This window comes from Terrilactibacillus laevilacticus, assembly GCF_006517395.1.
GTDB classification, from domain to species: domain Bacteria; phylum Bacillota; class Bacilli; order Bacillales; family Sporolactobacillaceae; genus Terrilactibacillus; species Terrilactibacillus laevilacticus.
The window spans coordinates 126,579-150,800 of sequence record NZ_VDCY01000002.1; the positions used below are offsets into that span (position 1 = coordinate 126,579).

The window sequence follows — 24,222 nt, forward strand, 5'->3', positions numbered from 1 at the left end:
CCTTGATCTTCCGACGCCCAGGACGGGCTAGTACTGGCGTTCTGGCAGGATGCCAGCGTACTTAGCCAGTAACCCTTTTCGTTTGTTACCTTTTTGAACACGCACTTATAGTGATGGGTACATTGGATATTTTTCAGTTAATAGTTTCACACGATCTCTTGATTTTCCAAGAACAGCTTCATCTTCAGGATTTTTAAGTGATTCTGCGATGATATCCGCAACTTCTGCCATATCTTCTTCCTTGAATCCACGTGTGGTAACAGCTGCTGTTCCCATACGAACTCCACTTGTGACAAATGGGCTTGCTGGATCATAAGGAATGGTATTTTTGTTTGTTGTAATGCCGATTTCGTCTAGAGCATGCTCAGCAGCTTTTCCTGTAAGGCCAAGGTTACGAACATCGACAAGAACAAGGTGATTATCCGTTCCACCTGAAATTAGAGTTAATCCTTTTGCTTCGAGTGCCTCTGCAAAGGCTTTGGCGTTAGAGACGATTTGTTTAGCATAGTCTTTAAAAGAAGGCTCAAGCGCTTCACCAAGAGCCACCGCTTTTGCCGCAACAATATGCATTAACGGGCCACCTTGAATACCAGGGAAGATGGATTTATCGATTTTTTTCGCATATTTTTCTTTACACAAAATCATACCGCCACGAGGTCCGCGAAGAGTTTTGTGTGTTGTTGTCGTGACAAAATCACAGTAAGGTACTGGATTCTGATGAAGTCCAGCCGCCACAAGTCCAGCTATATGGGCCATATCAACCATGAGATAGGCGCCAACTTCATCCGCAATTTCTCTAAATCGTTTGAAGTCAATCTCTCTTGGATAGGCACTTGCTCCTGCCACAATCAGTTTTGGTTTATTCGTTAAAGCTTTTTCTCTAACGTCATCGTAGTCAATGCGATGGGTGGTTTCATCAACACCATAGTCAATAAAGTTATAAAGAACCCCACTAAAGTTAACAGGACTACCATGTGTTAAGTGGCCACCATGAGATAGGTTCATACCTAAAACGGTATCGCCTGCCTCAAGAATACTGAAATAAACACCCATGTTAGCTTGTGCACCAGAGTGCGGTTGGACGTTAACATGTTCAGCACCAAACAACTTTTTAGCTCTCTCGCGGGCTAAATCTTCGACAATATCCACATATTCACAACCGCCATAGTAGCGATGATTAGGATAACCTTCAGCGTATTTATTTGTTAATACGGATCCAGCAGCATTCAATACTGCCTCACTTACAAAATTTTCTGAAGCAATTAATTCAATCTTGTCTCTTTGTCGTCCAAGTTCTTTTTGTATTGCTTCAAAAACTTCACGATCTTGTGTTTCTAAGGCCTTCATGAAAATGAGCAGCTCCTCTCAATTTGTCGATTCATCACAATATTATCACATTTTCGTCACAAAAAAAAATTGATTTTAAAAAAAATAGAATTCCTTTTTTTCTCATTTACAAAGGAATCCATTTTTAGAAGTATTGTTCTGTTTTTTTGCACCATTCGTTATGAAGGTTGTTCAAAAAGTCACCAAATGATAACTTGCGAATACTGTCGCCCAGGACGGGCTAGTACTGGCGTTCTGGCAGTATTGTAGCGTACTTAGCTAGTAATCCTTTTCATTTGTCACCTATTTGAGGACATTTTTTACACAACTAAGAACGATAGGATGAACGATATGTCTATCTATCCCGTAAATGCGTCAAACTCCTTGTTTTTCAAACTGAGTGAGATTTTTATTTAGTCCAATGAGAACTAATCGATCGCCTTTTTGCAATATAAAATGGGCAATATCTGCAACCTTAAAGTCATTCCCTCTTTTTATGGCAATCACATTACAGCCATAATTGGCCCTTACGTCGATATCTAATATCGTTCGATTGATGAGTTTATCCGTTACTTCAATTTCTATGATACTATGATCGTTCGACAATCCGATGTAATCAATGATTTTATTAGACGAAATAAGATGTGCAACCCTTGTACCCATGTCTCTTTCCGGGTGAATAATTCGATCTGCGCCGACCTTTGATAACACTTTTGCATGATAGTCATTTTGAGCCTTCACCCAAACGCTATTAACTCCTTCTTCTTTTAAAAGAAGGGTCGTCAGGATGCTCGCTTGAATATCCTCACCAATGCCAACAATGACATGATCAAAGTTTCTTATTCCTAGAGATTGAAGGGCCTTCTCATCTGTTGAATCAGCTTGGACAGCTTGAGTGACAATGTCAGCAAATTCATTGACACGATTCATATCTTTATCTATGGCTAATACTTCACAACCCATTTTCTGAAATTCTAAGCAGATGCTCCCACCAAAACGACCTAATCCGATCACGGCATATTGTTTATTCATTTATTTTCACCTTCTTCCCAAAGTTTTGTTTCCTCTTTTTAGAAATGATCTATCATTTACATTAATCGTTTCCCCATTTTTCGTCAAACTTGGCCTTTTCTAATAGAGTAGGTTCTCATTGGGGTGTCCTACAAGTGAAGGTTACAATGAAAGATTCGTACATAAAAAAGTGGACGTGATTAAACGATCGACTAGTTGAAATGCGTTCAGCTGTCCCTGTGGCGTATATCACACGCCATGTGACATAAAGGTGGACAAGAAGGTAAATGAGGGTGCAAATCCTTATTGAATATATCATATGCTATGCACCTGTCCGTCCACATAAAAAGGAGATAAACTCTACGTTGATACGTTAAAGTCTATCTCTAAATGTAGTCTTTTTTTCTTTTGGCTATCCTTTGTTATTGACATTCACGTTTTACAGAGACTTGTTCTTTTACCGGATACACCGCTCGCTCACCACCGATGAGTTTCGGTCTCGTTCGAGCCATAGTGAGATGAGCTTGTCCGATACTTTTTACCGTACTTCGAACCGGAACGGCGACATGCTTTAAATGCATCCCAATAAATGTGTCCCCTATATCGATTCCCGCATCTGCTTTAATAAATTCCACAACAACAGGATTTTCAATATGTTGATACGCATAGGTTGCCATGGATCCCCCTGCTGTACGAACAGGGGTGACTGTCACTTGGTCAAACCGTTGATCTTTTGCGATGGATTTTTCTATAACAAGAGCCCGATTGAGATGTTCGCAGCATTGAAAGGCATAATGTACGCCTGTTTCTTTTTTAAATTCCATCAATTCTTCATAGATCATTTCGGCAGCATCTAGAGTCCCTGCTGTTCCGATTCGTTCCCCTATCACCTCACTTGTACTGGCTCCAACAACTAAGAGATGATCGCTGCTTAAAGGCATGGCTTTGTTTAAATCATTCAGTGCCTGTTTTAATTGACTTTTAATTTGATCTTGAAATTCAATCGACATATTCTTCACCTTTCTGTCCTTTCTATTAGGATAGCGAACATTTTATATCAGTGTTCGTCACAGCTTTATATTTTGAAGTAATATTCTGTCGCATTTCCCGGGAAATTCGTGTCATGTCCTGTAGATTTCTTCAATTAGTACCCAACATAAGTCTTGAATCGACATGTTATGTTTCGTGTTTTTTAAAATATTCCACAAGTTGGTCAATGAGATCTTCTAATTGGCGACATGTTCGTTCATAATCTTCCTTCGAACCTCCATAAGGATCCGCAATGTTCAAATTGGGCAGTTTTGTCCGATATTCCTGTATTTTTGATTCGTTCTCTGTGATTTCCTTACGATATCGCTCTTCTCTTTCTAATCTGTCACTAACAGAAAGATTTGGATTTTGTAACTCTTGGAGCCAAAGTGTTTTTTTAGACTCATGTTCACTAATCGCTTGTAAATATTGCTGCCAGTGATCTTTTTGATCTAGCTCAAAGAGGACATACTCTTTCAATGTATACACTTTGCCCACCGTATCAGGAAATTGAGTTAAGAGCCTAAGCTTATGTTCTTCTGTCATCGTTAGAATAAGATCGGACCAATTGATGAGTGATGATCCAATTTGCTTTGATTTATGATCAATGGAGATCGTCCGGTTCTTCAAAACGTCTTTTGCATGAGGATGGGCGTCCGTTCCCGTCATGGCAAATAATCCAGCTGATTTTACACGAAATAAATTTTTCCCTTTACTTTTTAACAAGGCTTCTGCCATTGGACTTCGGCAAGTATTTCCCGTACAAACAAAAAGAATATTTTTCAAGATCAACACCCCTTTTCTATATGATACAACAAATTAATTTTGAAACCACTATTTCACTTTTAATTGCTGATCAAGGTCTAAAAATCCCCACACCAAACGACAGAAATAAAGAAAACTTGTCGATTGCGGGGCCTATAAGGCATAGACAGCGGCCTAATCCCGCACTTATACTTATTAAAGTGTTAAAAATACGAATCTTACGCTGTTCATAAGATTCGCTTTTCTTTCATATCTATTCGTATCTTAGACGTTAAGAAGTAATTTAACGCCAAATATTAATAGAATAAGGCCACCAAATGCTTCACTGTAATGACCAACAAAGTGTCTAACATTTCTTCCAATGATTAGACCAAACCATGTTAAAACCATACTTGTTAAACCAAATAAAATAATTGTTAGAAAGATTTTGGCACCATATATTCCTAGACTAAGACCTACTGAAAAGCTATCTAAACTCACACTAAACGCAAAGATAAGAAGCCCAAATCCAATGGGTCTAACGATGGGTTCATCTCCTCTTCCAAATGAAGAGAAAATCATTTGCCCACCTAAGATAACCAAAAGAATACCACCTGCTGTTTGAGCCATTTCCCCAAAATGCTGGGATAACAATTCACCAATCGCAATCCCAATGAGTGGCATAATCATATGGAATACACCGATGACCAGTCCAATTTTCAAAATCTGTTTATATCTTAAAGTGAGCATTCCCATTCCAAGTCCCACTGATAATGCATCCATCCCTAATGCGATCGCCATGATGACAAGTGCCATCACATGATTAAATAACTGGCTTGCATTTTCTACCATATGGTCGATCTCCCCTCTTAAAAAACATGCGACTATGATACTCTATGCATGTCCTTTGATTTTTAGAAGAAGGGATTAAACAAGCCTTCGATTAATAAAAAAACAGTCACCCTATATCATTTAGTGACTGTTTTCCAATATTTTATGACTCGATCGTTCTCCCAGAGGCTGCTTTTGATAATCTATTCATAATGGCTTGGCCAATGCCCTCATCTGGGAAAGTTTCACTGTATATGACATCGACATTTGCATCATCAAATTCTCTTAACGTTTGATAAAGGCGACGCGCCACTGTTGATAATTGAGTGCGCTCCCCGCAAGAAATCACAATATCTGCATTAAGGTAGCTATGCTCGTTCTCATCTGTCGTGAGGACACCAACACGTTGGCCACGTTCCTTATCCTGATTAACAAGAGCTTGTATCGTTTCTTTTCCTTTAGGCACCATGTACATCAACGCCATTGGAGCATAATGCTTATACTTCATTCCAGGTGCCTTCGGTGTTTGATCTGTCCGAGTTAGAGCGGGATCATCCGATACTAGACCAACCACCTCTATTAATTGTTCTTTAGAAACGCCACCTGGTCGCAAGATGGTAAAAGGTGTCGTTGTACAATCAAGAACAGTCGATTCTACACCCACACCAGTGGATCCACCATCTATGATGCCTGCAATTTTTCCGTTCAAGTCACTGATAACGTGTTTGGCAAGCGTTGGGCTTGGTTTTCCAGATAAGTTTGCCGAAGGAGCCGCGATCGGAAGGTTAGCCACACTGATAAGCGCTCTTGCGATAGGATCATTTGGCATCCGAACAGCCACTGTCGATAGACCTGCTGTTACCCGGGTCGATACGTCTCCACGTTTCGGTAATACAAGTGTGAGTGGACCTGGCCAAAAAGTATTCATTAACTTCCGCGCTGAAGGAGTAATATCCGTACAGATTGTGTCCACTTGATCCTTAGATGCCACATGAACGATGAGAGGATTATCACTTGGTCGTCCCTTGGCAGTGTAAATACGTTGTATCGCCTCATCAGATTTTGCATTTCCACCTAGACCATAGACCGTTTCGGTTGGAAATGCCACGACGTCATTTTGCCTTAGAATTTCTGCAGCTTCAATAATCATTGGATTATTTTCTAAATGACGTTCTGTACGATCAACTTGCCAAATTTTCGTCTCAACCATCTTTTTAATCTCCTCTAAAATAAATTTCAAACCGATTGATTAAAAAACATCCTTTATCATTATGGCAACATCCTTAGCTATTGTAAATGAAAAACCACTTATCAAAGCCGAAATGAACCATTATTTAACCCAATCAGTATTTAAAAAAACGAGTTTTTGATATTTTCAAAAGCATCAAATAAGAAAAATCTTACTTTAACTTTTTTATGTGTTTCTTGATGTTCAGGTTCTTGTGTCACGGTTACACTTTGAGGATCTGCCTCGTTTTGATTCTGTACCTTGTTATCCGTTTGTGTTTCATTTTGCGTTTGTGCCTTGCTATCGATTTGTGCATCCCTTTTCGTTTCTACCTTACTTTGAATCTGAGCACCACTTTGGTTTTGCGTCTCATTTTGGGTTTGCGTTTCACTTTGGTTTTGCGTTTCACTTTGGGTTTGCGTTTCACTTTGGGTTTGCGTTTTTCCTTGATTGGTTTCGTCTAATTGATTTGGTGTACCTTTTTCTTTGGTATTCGTTCCTTCTGATAGAGATGCATTCGATGCTTTTTCAGCTGCTGAAGCAACATGCTCGTCCGGTTTTATGGCATCACCATTAGAGAAATCAAGATAACACAATGGAGGGAATAACACGCACCACCAATTTGCTCCTTCTCCTTGACCTAATGTCACAACAAGCGCTTGATATTGACCTGCAGGATAGACATAACCGCCATACATTTTGGTTGGAAAGTCTGCTTTCCCTAATTTAATCGTAAATGATTCATTCAAATGCATGTCTTTCAATTTTTTCGTAACCACTTTATTCAAATCATCCATATGTGAAAGTATGACGCCTTTTGCCTGTTCAGTCGTTTTTAAATCACGAACCCAACCTTCAATATTTTGATTAACTTCATCACGAATTTGCCGCTTAACGGCTTGATCAGCTGCTGAATCACTATTTGCTAAGATACGAAGTCTAATGGCGTCTTTCGGAATTCTAGTTTTATTATTTTGTGCGTTTGATAGATTTTGTTGAATTTGCATAAACGTGATTAATAGAATAAAAGATAAAATTGAAATAAGTGCTAGTCGTTTTTTCATTTCATCATCCCGCCCTTCTAAAAGCAGTGTGGACGAAACTGATAAAATTCAAACCTATAAATGTTCAACTTATTTCGACACGAGAGAATTTTAAATGATAGATTCATAGATTAATCAATTAGCCTATTAAATTGGTTTGAACAAAATAGGCACATGGTTTATTCTATCATCCATTCAAAAAATATTTTAAGTCAGCTGAAGGTGAGAAGAGTGTAACTTGTATCACATGTTCAAAAAGGTGACAAATGAAAAGGGTTACTGGCTAAGTACGCTAGCATCCTGCTAGAAACGCCAGTACTAGCCCATCCGGCGTCGGAAGGCTAAGAGTGGAGCTTGTTTTCTTTGGACCAGCATTCCACATGATGTGGTAGCTTCAGGCGCCAGCGTGAACGGTTTTAGCCAGCGATCCTCTTGTATCCGCTACTTGAGGACCGGAAAAACAAACCGCCGAGATTCGCAAGTTATCGTTTGGTGACTTTTTGAACAACCTCTTTTATACACTTCTAACAAATGCAAGGGCGACGCGATCATTTCCATTAATGTCTTTCATGACTTTAAGCGCCTCAATCTGTTGATCAAACGTTTGTTTAATAAGATTTTGTATCGCTTCCCCCTGATCATAACCAATCTCAAACCCAATTAAGAGTTGATCTTTCATAATTTGGCGTACCTCTTTTAAGATGCATCGATAAGCATCTAACCCATCCTCTCCTCCACTAAGAGCCAAATGTGGTTCATGATCCTTCACGACATCTTGAAGGGATTGCATGCCTTCTTTTGATATATAAGGAGGATTGGATACTAAAATATCTACTTTTTTATGATGATCAATTAGCGGCTGAAGAAAGCTGCCTTCGTAGAAATCAACCGTGGCATGAAGATTTTTTGCATTGTCTTTGGCAACCTTAATAGCGTCAGCTGAAAGATCCACTGTCGATACGTGCCATTCTGGTTTTTCAAGTGCTAAGGTGATGGCTATTGCACCGCTACCCGTTCCGATATCACATACTGATAACTCTTTCTTATGAGGAAAATAAAGATTTGCCCAATTCTTTACCCATTCAATTAATTCTTCTGTTTCAGGTCTTGGAATTAATACAGCCGGCGAGACATGAAACGTACGTCCATAAAAAGTTTCTGTACCGGTCATGTATTGAACGGGTTCTCCTGTTTTTACATGTTGAATCACACCGTCTTTGAACCAAATTTCGTCTTCTTTCTTTAATGATTCCCGTATGTCCACAAGAAGCTCTGTCCGAGTTAATCCAAGACGATGACAAAGAAGAATTTCTCCGATGTTGGCATCACGGCCATGTTTACTTAAAAAAGAAGAAGCCCAATTTAGGGCTTCGAAACGTTTTAATGTCATTGTGCTTCCGCCTGTTCTATCAGTTTGGCTTGTTCGTCTAAAATAAGAGCATCAATAATATCATCGAGTTTACCATCTAAAATTTGATCTAATTTTTGAATGGTTAAACCAATTCGGTGATCGGTTACACGGCTCTGTGGATAGTTGTAAGTTCGTATACGTTCCGAACGATCTCCTGTACCTACAGCTGATTTACGCGATGTATCATATTCCGCTTGGGCTTCTTTTTGGAATTTATCATAAACACGGGCACGCAAAACTTTCATGGCCTTTTCTTTATTTTTAATTTGAGACTTTTCGTCTTGGCAAGAAACAACTATACCTGTTGGAATGTGTGTCAAACGAACAGCCGACATGGTCGTATTAACACTTTGCCCACCTGGTCCACTTGAGGCAAAACGGTCCACACGGATATCTTTTTCATTAATATCCACCTCAACTTCCTCCGCTTCAGGAAGGACAGCGACCGTTGCCGTTGATGTATGAATTCTGCCGCCTGATTCCGTTTCTGGTACGCGCTGAACGCGGTGTGCCCCATTTTCATATTTGAGTTTCGAATAAGCCCCTTTACCTGAGATCATAAAGATGACCTCTTTATATCCACCGACTTCACTTGGACTTGATTCAATGACTTCCGTTTTCCAGCCTTGTGCTTCTGCATAGCGGGAGTACATTTTAAATAAGTTTCCAGCAAAGAGAGCCGCTTCATCACCACCTGCAGCTCCGCGTATTTCAACAATAACGTTCTTGTCATCATTCGGGTCTTTCGGAATAAGTAATAATTTTAATCTTTCTTCAAGAGCTTCTTTTCTTTCTTCGAGTTCACTAATTTCTCCGCGAACCATTTCTTTCATTTCAGCATCCAATTTATCATCCAGCATGGCTTTTGCATCTGTTAATTCTTCTTCAACCGTTTTGTATTCACGATACGCTTGAACCGTTTCTTCAAGTTCTGATTGCTCAATAGAATACTCACGTAATTTATTTGAGTCACTGATCACTTCTGGATCGGAGAGTAATTGATTTAATTTATCATAGCGATCTTCCAGCGACTGTAATCGATCAAACATGCCTTTTCACCCCTATAATTCCTTTTCAATCTTGCTATGCATAGGTGACCCTTCCATTCATCATACGAACGAAAGGGTCGTCTTTAAAATTGATGATTTATTGTTAGTGCGTGTTCAAAAAGGTGACAAATGAAGAGGGTTACTGGCTAAGTACGCATCCTGCAAGAAACGCCAGTACTAGCCCGTCCTGGGCGTCGGAAGGCTAAGAGCGGAGCTTGTTTTCTCTGGACCAGCATTCCACATGATGTGGTAGCTTCAGGCGCCAGCGTGAGCGGTTTTAGCCAGCGATCCTCTTGTATCCGCTACATGAGGATCGGAAAAACAAGAGGGCGCCGAGATTCGCAAGTTATCATTTGGTGACTTTTTGAACAACCTCAGTTATGGATTCTTGATAACGTTCATAATACCTTACTACATTATAGTATACGAGACTCCTTCTCGTCAAAAACACAGATACACACGTGGCTTTAGGGCTTCTGCTAAAGACAGGGAATCGATGTTTTGGAGGCAGTTTATCGGTGAAACCGGGGTAACCAAATGTGTCTGTTCTATCTATGCACTCTTAGATTCATCTTACGCACCGTCCATTAATCTGTTTGGGATCCAGTTCAACTAGACTTGCGATAATAAACCTCTTGCTGATTCGGGGCTTATAAAGCGCAGACAGAGGGCTTATCCTTTATACCATGAATTTTTATTTTTTTTAAAGTATAAGCAAAAGCCAGGTAAAATAACCTGGCTTTAATATTTAAGATGGCTTATTGGTCGATACAGCTTTAAATTTATTTTCAGGCTTCCCTGGGACTTCATGACAATGACGGCAGCGTGCTTCATAGGATTCACTGGCACCGACAAGAATGATGGGATCATTATAAGAGGCTGGTCTGTGATCAATGAGTCGCTGAGTCCGACTCGCTGGTGAACCACATACCATACACACAGCATTTAGTTTTGTTACCTCTTCACTAATGGCCATAATGGATGGCACTGGCTCAAACGGCTCTCCTCTAAAATCCATATCAAGCCCTGCCACAATGACACGCAAACCACGATCAGCAAGTTCTTGAATGGCTTGCACGATATCCTCATCAAAAAATTGAACTTCATCAATTGCAACAACTTGCGTATCTGGAAGAATCGCATCCATGATGTCTTTTGACGTTTTTACTGGTATGGCCATCACGGTGTTCCCTGTATGTGAAACAACGGCCTCATCACTGTATCGATTATCTATAGCAGGTTTAAAGACTTGAATTTTTTGTTTTCCAAAGCTGGCTCTTCTTACTCGTCGTATCAGTTCTTCTGATTTTCCCGAAAACATACTTCCACAAATACATTCTACCCAGCCTGTTTGGGTTGTCCATTGCATGGACGTTCACAACCTTTCCTTCATTCTCTTTGGCATCGTCCTATGCGCAAATTTATATATGATTTAAAATTATATCACGATCATGGCGAAAGAATAAGGGTGTTCTTTTTTATTACAGTATGCTTGTTACTTTTAAAAAATTTTCTGTTTTCTGGCACGTTGGGAGGTGCACTAGCAAGAATTGAGCTTCTTCATAACGAAAGTGAGCATCTTCGATGAGGGATTGAGCTACTTTGTGTTGGAATTGAGCTACTTTGCGACGGAATTGAGCTACTCCGCAATGGATTGAGCTACTTCATAAGGGAATTGAGCTACTTCGACATGGATTGAGCTACTTCATAAACGAATTGAGCTACTTCGACATGGAATTGAGCTACTTTGCGACGGAATTGAGCTACTCCACAATGGTATTGAGCCGCTTCGTCAAGGAATTGAGCTACTCCACAATGGTATTGAGCCGCTTCGGCAAGGAATTGCACCACTTCAAAGCGAATTGCACCACCGCGGGCCAGTATTGCACTACTTCAAACAGGAATTGCACCACTTCAAACAAGAATTGCACAAACTTCAAATCTTGGTTGAACAACCTCGAATTAATGTTTAAAAATGAATGCAAAAAAGCCACAGGTTATCCTGCGGCCAAGCTATTTGTAAGTATAAAAAAACAGGCAAGGTAACCCTGCCTATTATTTAAGATTGTATTTTTGTTTAAAGCGATCAACACGTCCGCCTTTTTCAGCAAATTTTTGACGACCAGTGTAGAATGGGTGAGAGTCAGAAGTTACCTCAAGACGGATTAATGGATATTCATTTCCATCTTCCCAAACGATCGTTTCATTTGATTTTTTTGTTGATCCACTCAAGAATTTGAATTCAGTACTTGAATCCATAAATACAACTTTATGGTAATCTGGATGGATTTCAGGTTTCATATGTTTCATCTCCTTTATGCCCTAATTTTATTTCAAATTAGAGTTTTATTGCACAGCGTTTATTATAACAAGCCCACCTATGTTTGGCAAGTTAATCTTTTTTATGGTGCTGACGCTCAAACTTTTGCGAGGCCACTTTTCTCTTTATCAAAGATATCAAAGAATTCTTGGTTGTTTTTCGTTGTTTTCAGACGTTTATAGAAGCGCTCCACAAAGTCTTGTGACTCATCCATTGTCTTACGCATCGACCAGAGTTTTTCTAAATGTTCTTTTTCTACAAGAAGCTCTTCTTTACGTGTACCGGATCTCCGGATGTCAATAGCCGGGAAGATGCGTCTTTCCGCTAATTTACGATCCAGATGGAGCTCCATATTACCTGTTCCTTTGAACTCTTCATAGATTACGTCGTCCATACGTGATCCCGTATCCACTAATGCTGTTGCAAGAATGGTCAAACTGCCGCCTTCTTCGATGTTTCTCGCCGCACCAAAGAATCGTTTTGGGCGGTGAAAAGCTGCTGGATCAATCCCGCCAGAAAGTGTTCGTCCACTAGGTGGAATAACTAAGTTATAGGCTCTTGCAAGACGTGTAATACTATCCATCAAAATGACAACGTCTTTTTTATGCTCTACAAGCCTCATCGCTCTTTCTAATACTAATTCAGCTACTTTGATATGGTTTTCAGGCACCTCATCAAACGTTGAACTTACCACATCACCTTTAACAGAACGCTCAATGTCGGTTACTTCCTCTGGACGTTCATCAACTAAGAGTACAATTAATTCGGCATCTGGATGGTTAACGGTAATACTATTAGCAATTTCTTTAAGTAGGGTTGTTTTACCAGCTTTCGGAGGAGCAACAATTAATCCACGTTGTCCGTATCCTACGGGAGATACGAGGTCAATAATACGTGTTGAAAAATTCTCCTTGGTTGTTTCAAGTGTCATCTTGCGCTGTGGATATAAAGGTGTTAGTGCTGGGAAGTGGACGCGTTCTTTCGCTGTATCAGGAGCTTCACCATTAACTGCCTCAACATGCAACAAGCCATAATAGCGTTCATTTTCTTTAGGTGGTCTTACTTTACCCGATACCTTGTCCCCATTTCTTAAATCAAACCGTCTAATCTGGGAAGCAGAGATATAAATATCTTCTGAGCTAGGAGAGAAGTTAATCGGTCTTAAAAACCCAAAACCTTCTGATGGAATGACTTCAAGAATACCTTCCATAAATGATAACCCATCTTTTTCAGCTTGTGCTTTTAGTATTGAAAAGATAAGTTCACGCTTATTTAACTTACTATAATAAGAAACCTTATAGTTTTTCGCATGTTGATATAAATCTTTTAGTTTCATATTTTCTAATTCTGCTAATGTAACTGTCATTATCACACCACACTTCTATTTATTCAAATTACTGAATTGAATCTAACTTATTTGAAGGTCATTTCCTCTAGAGTGTTCACAAAGTTTTGAAAAAATAGTCTGAAACCTTATTTTTTCTTTCTCCTAAATGAATAACACTCTGCTTTGAAGGTATTAAGGAGTTTCCTGAAAGAAAAATGTTTTGCGTAAGATGAGGAGTTAGCATATGGTCATTCTCTACTTATCAATAATTTTTTATTAATCACTTTATCATGAGACGTGGATGATTCATGTATGTTTCTTAAAGTCACGTTTTTTCTGATTAATGGACATTGTCCGTGTGTATGCATACCACTTAATATAGCCATTTTTTAAAGACAATAAGTCTAACCAATTATAAATTTAAACATGAGTATTTTTAATTTATAGAGGGATTATGTGTGTTACTCTTTTCTTTCTATTTTAGATAAATAAATGATCCACTAATTATCTTTACATACCTTTAAACACATTAAATGTATCATTATTATGATGTATTGCAATGATAATAAATTGATTATACGCCTTATCGTAATATTTTACAAGCGCTTTGTATGCGGTTTCTTTTATTTATTTTCTTTTTACATCCATCATCAAGTGAGGAGGATATGCCTCACTTGATCTATTTTGCCTAGACGGAATCATGAAAAGGATCTATTTGGATAGCTTATTTATTTTAAAATATCTTACTTATTTCGATAAAATACGTCGTTCTTCCATATCCATGTTTTCACGCCAAACGCGGGCCCCAAGTCGTTGTAATTTTTTAACTAAATGGCTATATCCTCGATCAATATGCTCGAGCCCTTGAATTTCTGTTACCCCATCTGCTAAGAGCCCAGCTATCACTAGGGACGCACCTGCCCTTAAGTCTGTGGCTTTAACCTTAGCTCCTTGAAGGTGAGTTGGACCTAATATGATAGATGACCGGCCTTCAACTTTAACATCCGCACCCATCCGACGTAGTTCATCGATATGCTTGAAACGCGAACTATAAATGGTGTCAGTCACGACACTGGTTCCGTGGGCCTGAGTTAACAAACTCGTTAAAGGTTGTTGCAAATCCGTTGGAAAGCCAGGATATACCAATGTTTTAATATCCACTTTTTTCAGTGGTTCTTCTGTTCGCGACACAATAACTTGGTCATCGTCGATTTCAACACAAATACCCATCTCTCTAAGTTTGGCTATTAAGGACTCCAAGTGCTGCGGAATGACATTATCGACCGTCACTCTTTCACCTACAGCAGCCGCAATAATCATAAAAGTACCTGCTTCAATGCGGTCTGGAATAATAGAGTGGCGGCAGCCATTTAATTCAGATACGCCATCAATCCGAATAACATCCGTTCCAGCCCCTTTTATTTTTGCGCCCATGCTCGTTAATAACGTGGCTACATCGATAATTTCAGGCTCTTTAGCCGCATTCTCAATGACGGTTTGTCCTTTTGCTTTGACAGCTGCAAGCATAATATTAATGGTGGCACCGACACTAACAACATCCAAATAAATTCTTGCTCCACGAAGTTCTTCAGCTCGTAAGTAGATAGCGCCTCTTTCATTTGTTACTTTTGCACCCAGCGCTTCAAAACCTTTGATATGTTGATCAATCGGACGTGGTCCAAGATTACAGCCACCTGGAAGACCAATAACCGCTCTTTTAAATCGACCCAACATGGCACCCATCAGATAATAAGAGGCACGCAATTTTTTTACACTACCATTTGGAAGAGGCATATCAATCATATTTTCAGGATTAACAGTTAATGTATTATTCTTGAAACTTACATCTCCGCCAATTTCCATCAGTAATTCACAAAGACTTCTGACGTCTGAAATGTCTGGGAGTTGTTCAATTGTAACTTTTGAATTGGCTAATATGGCAGCTGGAATAAGCGCAACTGCACTATTTTTCGCGCCACTAACTTGTACAGTTCCTGTTAGACGATGACCGCCTTCTATCATTAATTTCTCCATGATTTACTCCTTTTCTGAATCGGTGGATTTTATGAATGACGGGGTTAAATAAAGATGTCAAAAACCCAATTCAGGTGTTAGGCTCGCTTAGTTTCATGATGATGAAACGTTCATCAGGGGGCTTGTTACTTGTTTGAATCTATAAAAGCGGTTGTTTCTTGTGACCCACTGATCTGATAAAAATTCGAGCTAAAGTTCCTATTTTATCACTCACTAAAATCACATTCTTATGTATGAGTTGGATTGATTTAAAAAAGAGGAAACCTTAAAACACATAAAGGTTTCCTTAAGGGCAAGACCTTCTAGAGGTTGTTCAAAAAGTCACCAAATGATAAGCTGCGAATCTCGGCGTTGGCTTGTTTTTCCGGTCCTCATGTAGTAAAAACCTACATTCCGGTCCTCAAAACAGCGCCGCCTTGATCTTCTTGCTTCTAATTTGCCACCTTTTTGAACACGCACTTCTGTGTGGATTAATGGTTTTTGTATTTTTCCCAATCTGCTAGAAAGTTACTCAAGCCTTTATCCGTTAGTGGATGCTGAAGAGCTTGATTAAATACTTTATATGGGATTGTTGCAATATGTGCACCATTTTCTGCCGCTTGAGTTAAATGTATCGTATGGCGAACAGAAGCTGCAATGATTTGTGTATCAAGATCATGTAATTTAAATAATTTCGATATTTGGGCAATTAATCCGATTCCATCTCGACCAATATCATCTAGTCTTCCTACAAAAGGGGATACATATGTAGCTCCTGCACGTGCTGCAAGAAGTGCTTGGTTAGCCGAAAAGATCAATGTGACGTTTGTTTTTATTCCAGCTTCACTAAAGGCATGGACAGCCTTTAAACCTTCTGCCGTGATAGGCACTTTGACCGTGATATTGGGTGCAATCGCTGCCAATTCTTTACCTTCTGGAATCATTTCCTCTGCTGTTGTAGAGACAACTTCTGCACTTACAGACCCTTTAACAATGGATGTGATTTCACGTAAACGTTCATGAAAATCAACGCCTTCTTTTGCAACGAGTGATGGATTTGTTGTTACACCTGATAGAACACCAAGATTATTAATTTCCTTAATTTCTTCAATGTTAGCTGTATCAATGAAAAACTTCATAACGCATCCTCCTCTATGGTTGTCTTTCTCTTTCCCTATTATTATACTTGAGAATTTCTCAAATAGTATATTATCTGCTTGGAAAAAAAGATAAAAAATAGATTGAGGTAGAGAGGATTTTTGAAATTCTTCTTAGAATCCTTTACTAGAGGGCTTGAAATAAACCCATTCTTGCCCTTATATAGACAGATAGGCATAAAACCAATCTTATGAAAGCTTATTTACCTTCATTGGATGATCTTATGCCTTGTCTTTTTAATCATTTATACATCTTAAATCATACTAAAAATATGAATTAAGCTTTACCGTTTGAACCGAATTCTTGGATTTTTGCTTTAACCGTATCAACGATCGCTGCTTTACCAGGTCCGATAACTTTACGTGGATCGTAAACTTTGCTGTCGTTGTTTAATTTTTCACGTACAGCAGCTGTCCAAACTTGTTGACATTCTGTGTTAACGTTGATTTTGCTGTGACCAAGTTCAATTGCTTTTTTGATTTGATATTCAGGGATACCAGAACCACCGTGTAATACGAGTGGAGCACCTGTTAACTCAGAAATTTCTTTCATTTCGTCAAAACCAAGTTTTGGCTCACCATCATAATCACCGTGTACAGATCCAAGAGCTGCAGCTAGGCAATCGATTTCTGCTTCTTTAACAATACGTAAGCATTCTTGTGGATTAGCGTATGTAACACCGCCGATAACGCCGTCTTCTTGTCCGCCTACAGTACCAACTTCAGCTTCTACAGAAACGCCTTTTTCATGTGCATATTTTACAACTTCTTTAGTCATAGCGATGTTTTCATCGATTGGGTGATGAGAACCATCGATCATAACAGAAGTAAATCCCGCATCAATAGCAGCTTTACAATTTTCGAAACTTTGACCATGGTCTAAGTGAATAGCTACAGGAACAGTAATGTTCATTGTATCTACAAGAGCTTTAACCATAGCTGTTACCACTGGGAATCCGCCCATGTATTTTGCAGCACCTTCAGAAACCCCTAAAATCACTGGAGATTTTTCTTCTTCTGCTGCTTGTAGAATAGCTTGTGTCCATTCTAGGTTATTGATATTAAATTGACCGACAGCATATTTACCGTCTTTTGCTTTATTTAGCATTTCTGTCATAGAAGCGAGAGCCATAAATCTTCATCCTCCTTAAATATATCGGCACATCCTAAAACGTTTAACATATTTTGTTCGCATTTTTTAGGTCATGCTACTTTTTTCGACTACAAGTATAGCATAACATACTATAAGAATAAATCATTATAAAAACAAGAAAATTATGTGTCAAGATTTTTCAATATGTGGTGATTCACTTACAATTGTATTCTTTGCAAACTTTCACAATCTATACTTGCTTAATTAAAAAGTTTTTGTTAAAATAAAATAGGAACATACATTCTCAATCAGGATTATTTATATGCCTTCATTCTTATGTAATATGCTGACCACATCTTTTTTCTTGTCTTGATTTCATCAGTGGTGATGAGCCTTATTTATTTTGATTTTAGTGGAAGTTCCTTTTTTACAGCATTGAGTACATCATCAATGTCAAATGGTTTTGCAAAATGTGTAATGGCTCCATTTTTTATCGCTTGTTTTATTTTTTCGAGTTCTCCATAAGCTGTCATAATAATGACTTTGATATCTGATTCTTTTTCTTTTATTCGTTTTAATATTTCTAATCCATCCATTCCAGGAATCTTCATGTCTAATATGACGAGCTCTGGATGATATTCTTGGACAATTTCTAGCGCCTGCATTCCATTTGATGCCATGTAGGTTTGATATCCTTCTTTATTAAAGATTTCATTTAATAAGATTCGTATACCAAATTGATCATCTACAATCAATATGGCCGGTTCTTGATATTGATCAGATCCCATAATTATTCACTCCTCTTGTTCAAAAAATCGGTCATACCGTTGTTTTTTTCTAAAAACACCAATATCCCATTTACTTGGGTTACCCATGTCAAACCTAATAATGACAACTTTCGCTAAATTACCCCTCTAAAGAACATGATATTCTCTACTCTTTAGTCATATTCCTGCAATTTTTTCTAATATGTTGAGTTTCTCTATTGAAATTGTAAAATAGAGAGAGGTATGAAGGAAGGATTGAATCTTATGTTAAAAATTTTTACAACACAATTGATGGGTGTTTTTCAAAATATACAAAAGGAAAATGAATGGAATCTTGAAGAAGGTTCTAGACTAGTCTGTCAAACGATCGTCTCAGATGGACATGTCTATGTTTATGGCTCTGAGTCCCTTCAATCAACCATTCTTACAGAGTCCCTTTCAGGGGCAAATTCTCTACCAAAATCTCGTCCTTTATTAGATGATCATCATGAAATTCATGCACTCTCTTCTTTCGACACTGTTTTGTTGTTTTCCGAAGAGCTCGATGAGTCTTTGTTTGATGTGTATTCAAAAATTAAGCCATCAGGGAGTAATATTATCGTTATATCGAATCAAACGGACAAAAAACCTTCTTGGATCAACGATGTTGATTGTTTCCTTAATTTAGGTGTAAAGGGCCCGCTCGTACCAACTGATAATGGTAAAAAAATTGGTAATCCTATTATATTTGCCTCACTATACATGTACATGGCTCTTTATTTAAATATCGTGGACATTTTAGAGGAACAAGATTTCTTTCGGTCAGTGGAATAAAGTAGAACTTCCATCAGTGGGCGTTTTCGACGCACTGGATGTGCTAGTGCGGGCGTTGCAACAGGACGCCTGGTTTTTAGCCTGCGTCATCCCACACTGATGGAAAGCCTGAACCAATCGGACCTTTACGGGCAGTTGATCCTCACCTATCTCCCTTGAAAACTCGGAAACACGAGGTGAGGATCTTTTCTACCCGTTAAGGTGGGATATAACAGAATAACTCCCTTTTTATTCAGCACTGCCTATTTCGTCGTAAGCGGGGTAGGCTTTTTTTATGAAAATTATGTAAAGTCGAGATTAACTTGCTTTATTTTGGATTGTATCAATTCTGCTTTCATTTGGATTATTTTATTGATGATTTTACCACTTAGATCTTTTGTCTATTTTTCACTACTTTAAGTTTTATTCATCTACTCCGCCCACTTTTGCATCACTTTTTATTTTCTACTCGGACCTCGATTGCACGACCTTACGTGTTTTACCCTTCCAACTATGAATTAAGAATTTAATTTGTAAAATGAAAAAAGGCCGAAAAGCAACAGCACCTTTTCGACCTCTTTTATTATTTATGATTAATAGCTGCTCCAACAAATTCTCTAAATAATGGTTGTGGTCTTGTTGGACGAGATGTAAATTCCGGATGGAACTGGCAAGCCAAAAACCATGGATGATTTTTCAGTTCTATAATTTCAACGAGACGGTTATCCGGGCTAAGGCCTGAGAAGATAAATCCTTCTGCTTCCATTTCTTTTCGATATTCATTATTGAATTCATAACGATGGCGATGACGTTCATAGATGACTTCGTCTTGATAAGCCGCATAGGCAACAGTAGCTTCTTCAATTTTTGTAGGGAAGAGGCCTAGACGAAGTGTTCCGCCAATATCTTCAATATCCTTTTGTTCAGGAAGTAGATCGATAATCGCATGCGATGTTTCTGGGTCAATTTCAGATGAGTTAGCATCTTTGATACCAAGCACATGTCTCGCAAATTCGATAGATGCAAGTTGCATACCTAGACAGATTCCAAAGAATGGTACTTTATTTTCTCTTGCATATTGAATGGCAAGAATTTTCCCTTCTACCCCGCGGTCACCGAAACCTCCAGGAACAAGGATACCGTTCACATCACTGAGTTGTTCTTCTAGATTTTCCTTCGTCAATTCCGTTGCATTAACCCATTTTACTTCAACATCTGCGTCATAACCATATCCTGCATGTTTTAACGATTCAACAACAGAAATATAAGCATCTTGCAATTCAACATATTTACCAACAAGGGCAATCTTAACTGTATTTTTTAAGTTAAGCACTCTTTCAACCAATTCACTCCACTCTTGCATATCCGCTTCACCGCATTTTAGTTTCAAATGCTTACAAACGATGTCATCAAGATTTTGTTCTTGGAGATGTAATGGAACTTGATATAATGTTTCTGCATCAGGTGCTTCAATAACCGCTTCAGTATCAATATCACAGAACAACGCAATTTTGCGTTTCATGTCTTCAGGAACAGGGAATTCTGTTCTAACAACGATCACGTTTGGTTGAATACCAAGACTTCTAAGCTCTTTAACGCTGTGTTGCGTCGGTTTTGTTTTCATTTCTCCTGCTGCTTTTAAATATGGAATGAGGGTACAGTGAATGTACATAACATTTTCAATACCTACATCACTTTTAATTTGACGGATCGCTTCAAGGAATGGAAGACTTTCGATATCACCTACAGTACCGCCTATTTCGGTAATAACGACTTCGGCACCCGTTTCTTTACCTGCACGGAATACGCGATTTTTAATTTCGTTCGTGATATGTGGAATAACTTGAACCGTTCCACCATTATAATCACCACGACGTTCTTTTTTTAATACGGTTGAATATATTTTACCTGTAGTGACATTACTATTTTTATTAAGATTAATATCAATAAACCGTTCGTAGTGACCTAAGTCAAGGTCTGTTTCGGCACCATCTTCCGTTACAAACACTTCACCATGTTGATATGGACTCATTGTACCAGGATCTAAGTTAATGTACGGATCGAATTTTTGAATCGTCACACTAACTCCTCTATTTTTCAATAATCTACCTAAAGACGCCGCCGTTATCCCTTTACCTAGAGATGACACAACTCCACCTGTTACAAAAATATATTTTGTCATTCGGGAAATTCCCCCTTTTTAAAGATAGTATTAACAAAATTACAATATAAAAAAGCAAAAGTGTTTGTTCCCCATCAGGAGGCACACTTTTGCTTTGACGTCAACTACTCAAAATAGCCCAATGTTATTTTAACAAATTTGTTATAGCGTATCAAGTACGTTTTTACATCTTGGCGTTATCCTTATTTTGGTTCTTGGTGACCTTTTGAAGATCTTCATATTGTAATCTATTCAATTTATTGAAAAAAGGACCTCATGGGTCCTTTTTTATTCCTCATCGTCTAAATCAATATGATGTCCCTTGATTTGTTTGATGGTATCATCATCTGTGTCTTCCGTATCATCATCTAAACTCGAAAAATCATCGAAGTCATTTTCTTCTTCGTCGACTTCGTCATCATCATAATCTTCATCGAGTTCCAAATCTTCATCGAGTTCTTCATCTTCATAGTCATCGTAATCGTCGAATCCATCATTAGCTGTCTTGTTTTTCCTACTTGGAGCAAGGGTTTTCGCAACATCTTCTTCACGTTGTTCAATTGGATACCAACTACGAAGACCCCAGAAATTATTTCCTAGACTTAAGAATCGACCGTCTACATTCATGTTAGTATAAAGGCGTGCGAGCATTTCTCCATTATCGCGTTCTACCTCTTGTTTTGTAAAAACATTATGAGCCAACTCATAGAAAGTACGAGGCGTTTTATTTCCATCTTTTAATAAATCAAATACTTGGTCCAATTTTGGCTTCTCTTCTGTTACGTTTTCAGTCACAAAATAACACCCTTTCTATCAATCATATCCAACCATTTTAATCAAAAAACTGCGATATAAGCAATGGACAACTGCCCATTCGCTTTTAGAAAAAACATGATCACATCCTAATTTCTAAAACCATCCTCGCCTATGTACGGAATCTTTATACATATTTTCTGCTTAATTAGCCCTTTTACCTCTACATGAATACATGAGATACGTTAAATACCGGTTATTCCTTCGAACATAGCCAAGAATTTAGAACTCGAGAATGTTAATGTTAATGATACAACCCATTTTATAATAAAGAAATCTCTTATTACAGTATAAACAAAAAACTTTCTCTATACTACCACAAAACAAGCTTAAAAACATCTCCTTTTTAAACTATTTTTATAAAAATATTTTTTAATAGGTCCTTTTACATTGCTTAAAAGGCATCGGATCTACGGAATCATCATTACCTTCAGGAAAATATGGTTATTTCATTAGCTTTACTTTAAAGTTTCAACTATAAAGTGCGTGTTCAAAAAGGCGACAAACGAAAAGGGTTACTGGCTAAGTACGCTGGCATCGTGCAAGAAACGCCAGTACTAGCCCGTCCTGGGCGCCGGAAGGCAAAGAGCGGTGTCAGTTTTCTTTGGACCGGCATTCCTCGCGTTGTGGTAGCTTCAGGCGCCAGCCACAGGATGTGAGCGGTTTTAGCCAGCGATCCTCTCATATCCATTACATGAGCACCGGAAAAACAAGTGGGCGCCGAGATTCGCAAGTTATCATTTGGTGACTTTTTGAACATCCTCTATAACTATCAACCAGCGATGGGGAATGGATAAAGTCCCTATCTCTAGGTTATGCTATATTTAAAGGATGAATGTTGCATTTGGGAGGGGAAACATGCTCTGGATTTGGATTGGTCTAATTTTACTCTTTATGATTCTCTTGATTTTGGCTATTGCACTTGATATTTTTCTAGGATACCGATTGAAGCAAAAAGCATACGCTCAATCTCAGGAATATCAAGGTTATGATACGGTTCATTTTTTTGCAGATGGCACGGAACTTTTCTCTGATCTTATACATGAAATAGAAACTGCCAAGGATTATGTTCATTTATCATTTTTTATTTTCGCTTATGATGCCATTGGCAAACAAATGATCAAACTATTAAGGGAAAAAGCGAAGGACGGCATTACCGTACGTTTATTGGTTGATGCTGTTGGAGGATTTCCACTTCGGAAGCATCGAAAAAAACTTAAAAAAGCGGGTATCCATCTTTCTTTTGCTGCTCCCATCCGTTTTCCTTTTTTATTTTATTACCTTAATAAGCGCTATCATCGAAAAATTGCTGTGATTGATGGAAAAGTTGGTTATTTTGGTGGTTTTAATGTCGGTGATGAGTATTTAGGTAGGAATCCCGAACGCGGCGATTGGCAGGACTGCCATCTTAAATTGGAAGGCAATGGAGTCAACCACTTACAACAACAATTCAGCCAAGATTGGCTTCAAGCATCAGGGGAATCCCTAAATATTAAAGGTATAGATATTGAATTAGAAAAAGAGAAGATAAACGTTAAATTACTTGCCACAAATGGATCCCATTTGGAAAAGGCTCTGATCGAACACCTCGAACAAGCTAAGCGTTCCATTTTCATTGGATCTCCTTATTTTATTCCTAGCAAAAAGTTAATGCAGGTTTTAATCAATTGTTTGGATCGAGGGGTGAAACTCACGATTTTATTACCAACAAGAAAAGACCACCCGTTTGTTAAGCCTGCCTCATATCACTATTTAAAACCTCTATTAAAAAAAGGATGTGAACTATATTACTTTTATCAAGGATTCTATCACTCTAAAACGATTATCGTGGATGAGGAGGCATGTTGTATCGGTACAGCAAATTTTGATTGGCGCAGTTTCTTTTGGAACGACGAATTATCTGCTTTTATCCATGATGAATCTTTTACGAAAGTCGTCCTTGAACAAACGTATCGTGACATTCAACTTGGATCCGAATTGATGACATTGGAAGGTTTTAAAAATCGCCCGCTATGGGAAAAAATTAAGACGCCGTTATGTTGGATGCTTTATCCACTGCTCTAAAAAACAAAAATCAAATAAGCCCTCGGTTATTATCCGGAGGGCT

General features: G+C 38.4%; 21 protein-coding genes. 2 read left to right on the plus strand and 19 right to left on the minus strand.

Going from position 1 to position 24,222, the window contains the following annotated elements; translation table 11 throughout:
- Window positions 1–105: 105 nt before the first annotated feature.
- From glyA to FG390_RS03715, 17 genes are all read right to left on the minus strand, one after another.
- Window positions 106–1,347 carry a serine hydroxymethyltransferase gene (gene glyA, locus FG390_RS03640; RefSeq protein WP_141189681.1) on the minus strand — a complete coding sequence of 414 codons (1,242 nt, stop codon included), beginning with the start codon at window positions 1,345–1,347 and terminating at the stop codon, window positions 106–108.
- A gap of 354 nt (window positions 1,348–1,701) precedes the next feature.
- The gene (locus FG390_RS03645; RefSeq protein WP_141189682.1) at window positions 1,702–2,358 is read right to left on the minus strand and encodes a potassium channel family protein; all 657 of its coding nucleotides are present in this window, start codon (window positions 2,356–2,358) and stop codon (window positions 1,702–1,704) included.
- Between the two features lie 401 nt (window positions 2,359–2,759).
- The gene (locus FG390_RS03650) at window positions 2,760–3,347 is read right to left on the minus strand and encodes a TIGR01440 family protein (RefSeq protein WP_141189683.1); all 588 of its coding nucleotides are present in this window, start codon (window positions 3,345–3,347) and stop codon (window positions 2,760–2,762) included.
- A 166-nt stretch (window positions 3,348–3,513) separates the two neighbouring features.
- A complete protein-coding gene (locus FG390_RS03655) occupies window positions 3,514–4,152 on the minus strand; it encodes a low molecular weight protein arginine phosphatase (protein ID WP_141189684.1) in 639 nt (212 codons plus the stop codon).
- Between the two features lie 243 nt (window positions 4,153–4,395).
- The gene (locus FG390_RS03660) at window positions 4,396–4,962 is read right to left on the minus strand and encodes a manganese efflux pump MntP (RefSeq protein ID WP_141189685.1); all 567 of its coding nucleotides are present in this window, start codon (window positions 4,960–4,962) and stop codon (window positions 4,396–4,398) included.
- Window positions 4,963–5,104: 142 nt separating this feature from the next.
- A complete protein-coding gene (locus tag FG390_RS03665) occupies window positions 5,105–6,151 on the minus strand; it encodes an L-threonylcarbamoyladenylate synthase (protein ID WP_141189686.1) in 1,047 nt (348 codons plus the stop codon).
- 140 nt (window positions 6,152–6,291) lie between these two features.
- The gene (gene spoIIR, locus FG390_RS15705) at window positions 6,292–7,233 is read right to left on the minus strand and encodes a stage II sporulation protein R (RefSeq protein WP_181406358.1); all 942 of its coding nucleotides are present in this window, start codon (window positions 7,231–7,233) and stop codon (window positions 6,292–6,294) included.
- 493 nt (window positions 7,234–7,726) lie between these two features.
- Window positions 7,727–8,602, minus strand: coding sequence for a peptide chain release factor N(5)-glutamine methyltransferase (gene prmC / locus FG390_RS03675; protein ID WP_141189687.1), 876 nt, complete (start codon window positions 8,600–8,602; stop codon window positions 7,727–7,729).
- Window positions 8,599–9,672, minus strand: coding sequence for a peptide chain release factor 1 (gene prfA / locus FG390_RS03680; RefSeq protein ID WP_141189688.1), 1,074 nt, complete (start codon window positions 9,670–9,672; stop codon window positions 8,599–8,601). The genes prmC and prfA overlap by 4 nt, the downstream gene beginning before the upstream one ends.
- Window positions 9,673–10,420: 748 nt before the next feature.
- Window positions 10,421–11,041 carry a thymidine kinase gene (locus FG390_RS03685; RefSeq protein WP_141189689.1) on the minus strand — a complete coding sequence of 207 codons (621 nt, stop codon included), beginning with the start codon at window positions 11,039–11,041 and terminating at the stop codon, window positions 10,421–10,423.
- 311 nt (window positions 11,042–11,352) lie between these two features.
- Window positions 11,353–11,523, minus strand: coding sequence for a hypothetical protein (locus FG390_RS15710; RefSeq protein ID WP_181406359.1), 171 nt, complete (start codon window positions 11,521–11,523; stop codon window positions 11,353–11,355).
- Between the two features lie 204 nt (window positions 11,524–11,727).
- On the minus strand, window positions 11,728–11,973 hold the full coding sequence (locus FG390_RS03690; RefSeq protein ID WP_141189690.1) for a type B 50S ribosomal protein L31: 246 nt from the start codon (window positions 11,971–11,973) through the stop codon (window positions 11,728–11,730).
- Between the two features lie 116 nt (window positions 11,974–12,089).
- A complete protein-coding gene (gene rho, locus FG390_RS03695) occupies window positions 12,090–13,358 on the minus strand; it encodes a transcription termination factor Rho (protein WP_141189691.1) in 1,269 nt (422 codons plus the stop codon).
- Window positions 13,359–14,066: 708 nt separating this feature from the next.
- On the minus strand, window positions 14,067–15,353 hold the full coding sequence (murA, locus tag FG390_RS03700) for a UDP-N-acetylglucosamine 1-carboxyvinyltransferase (RefSeq protein WP_141189692.1): 1,287 nt from the start codon (window positions 15,351–15,353) through the stop codon (window positions 14,067–14,069).
- A 470-nt stretch (window positions 15,354–15,823) separates the two neighbouring features.
- On the minus strand, window positions 15,824–16,471 hold the full coding sequence (fsa, locus tag FG390_RS03705; RefSeq protein ID WP_141189693.1) for a fructose-6-phosphate aldolase: 648 nt from the start codon (window positions 16,469–16,471) through the stop codon (window positions 15,824–15,826).
- 295 nt (window positions 16,472–16,766) lie between these two features.
- Window positions 16,767–17,621, minus strand: a complete 855-nt coding sequence (gene fba / locus FG390_RS03710; RefSeq protein ID WP_141189694.1) for a class II fructose-1,6-bisphosphate aldolase — start codon at window positions 17,619–17,621, stop codon at window positions 16,767–16,769.
- 359 nt (window positions 17,622–17,980) lie between these two features.
- Window positions 17,981–18,370, minus strand: a complete 390-nt coding sequence (locus tag FG390_RS03715) for a response regulator (RefSeq protein WP_141189695.1) — start codon at window positions 18,368–18,370, stop codon at window positions 17,981–17,983.
- 243 nt (window positions 18,371–18,613) lie between these two features.
- On the opposite strand from FG390_RS03715, the gene FG390_RS03720 reads away from it, so the two are divergent.
- On the plus strand, window positions 18,614–19,162 hold the full coding sequence (locus tag FG390_RS03720) for a DUF2529 family protein (protein WP_181406360.1): 549 nt from the start codon (window positions 18,614–18,616) through the stop codon (window positions 19,160–19,162).
- A 562-nt stretch (window positions 19,163–19,724) separates the two neighbouring features.
- Here the strand turns inward: FG390_RS03720 and pyrG are convergent.
- Both pyrG and rpoE read right to left on the minus strand, forming a co-directional pair.
- On the minus strand, window positions 19,725–21,323 hold the full coding sequence (pyrG, locus tag FG390_RS03725) for a CTP synthase (RefSeq protein ID WP_141189697.1): 1,599 nt from the start codon (window positions 21,321–21,323) through the stop codon (window positions 19,725–19,727).
- Between the two features lie 267 nt (window positions 21,324–21,590).
- Window positions 21,591–22,097, minus strand: a complete 507-nt coding sequence (rpoE, locus tag FG390_RS03730; protein ID WP_141189698.1) for a DNA-directed RNA polymerase subunit delta — start codon at window positions 22,095–22,097, stop codon at window positions 21,591–21,593.
- A gap of 876 nt (window positions 22,098–22,973) precedes the next feature.
- On the opposite strand from rpoE, the gene cls reads away from it, so the two are divergent.
- Window positions 22,974–24,179, plus strand: coding sequence for a cardiolipin synthase (gene cls / locus FG390_RS03735; protein ID WP_181406361.1), 1,206 nt, complete (start codon window positions 22,974–22,976; stop codon window positions 24,177–24,179).
- Window positions 24,180–24,222: the final 43 nt, after the last annotated feature.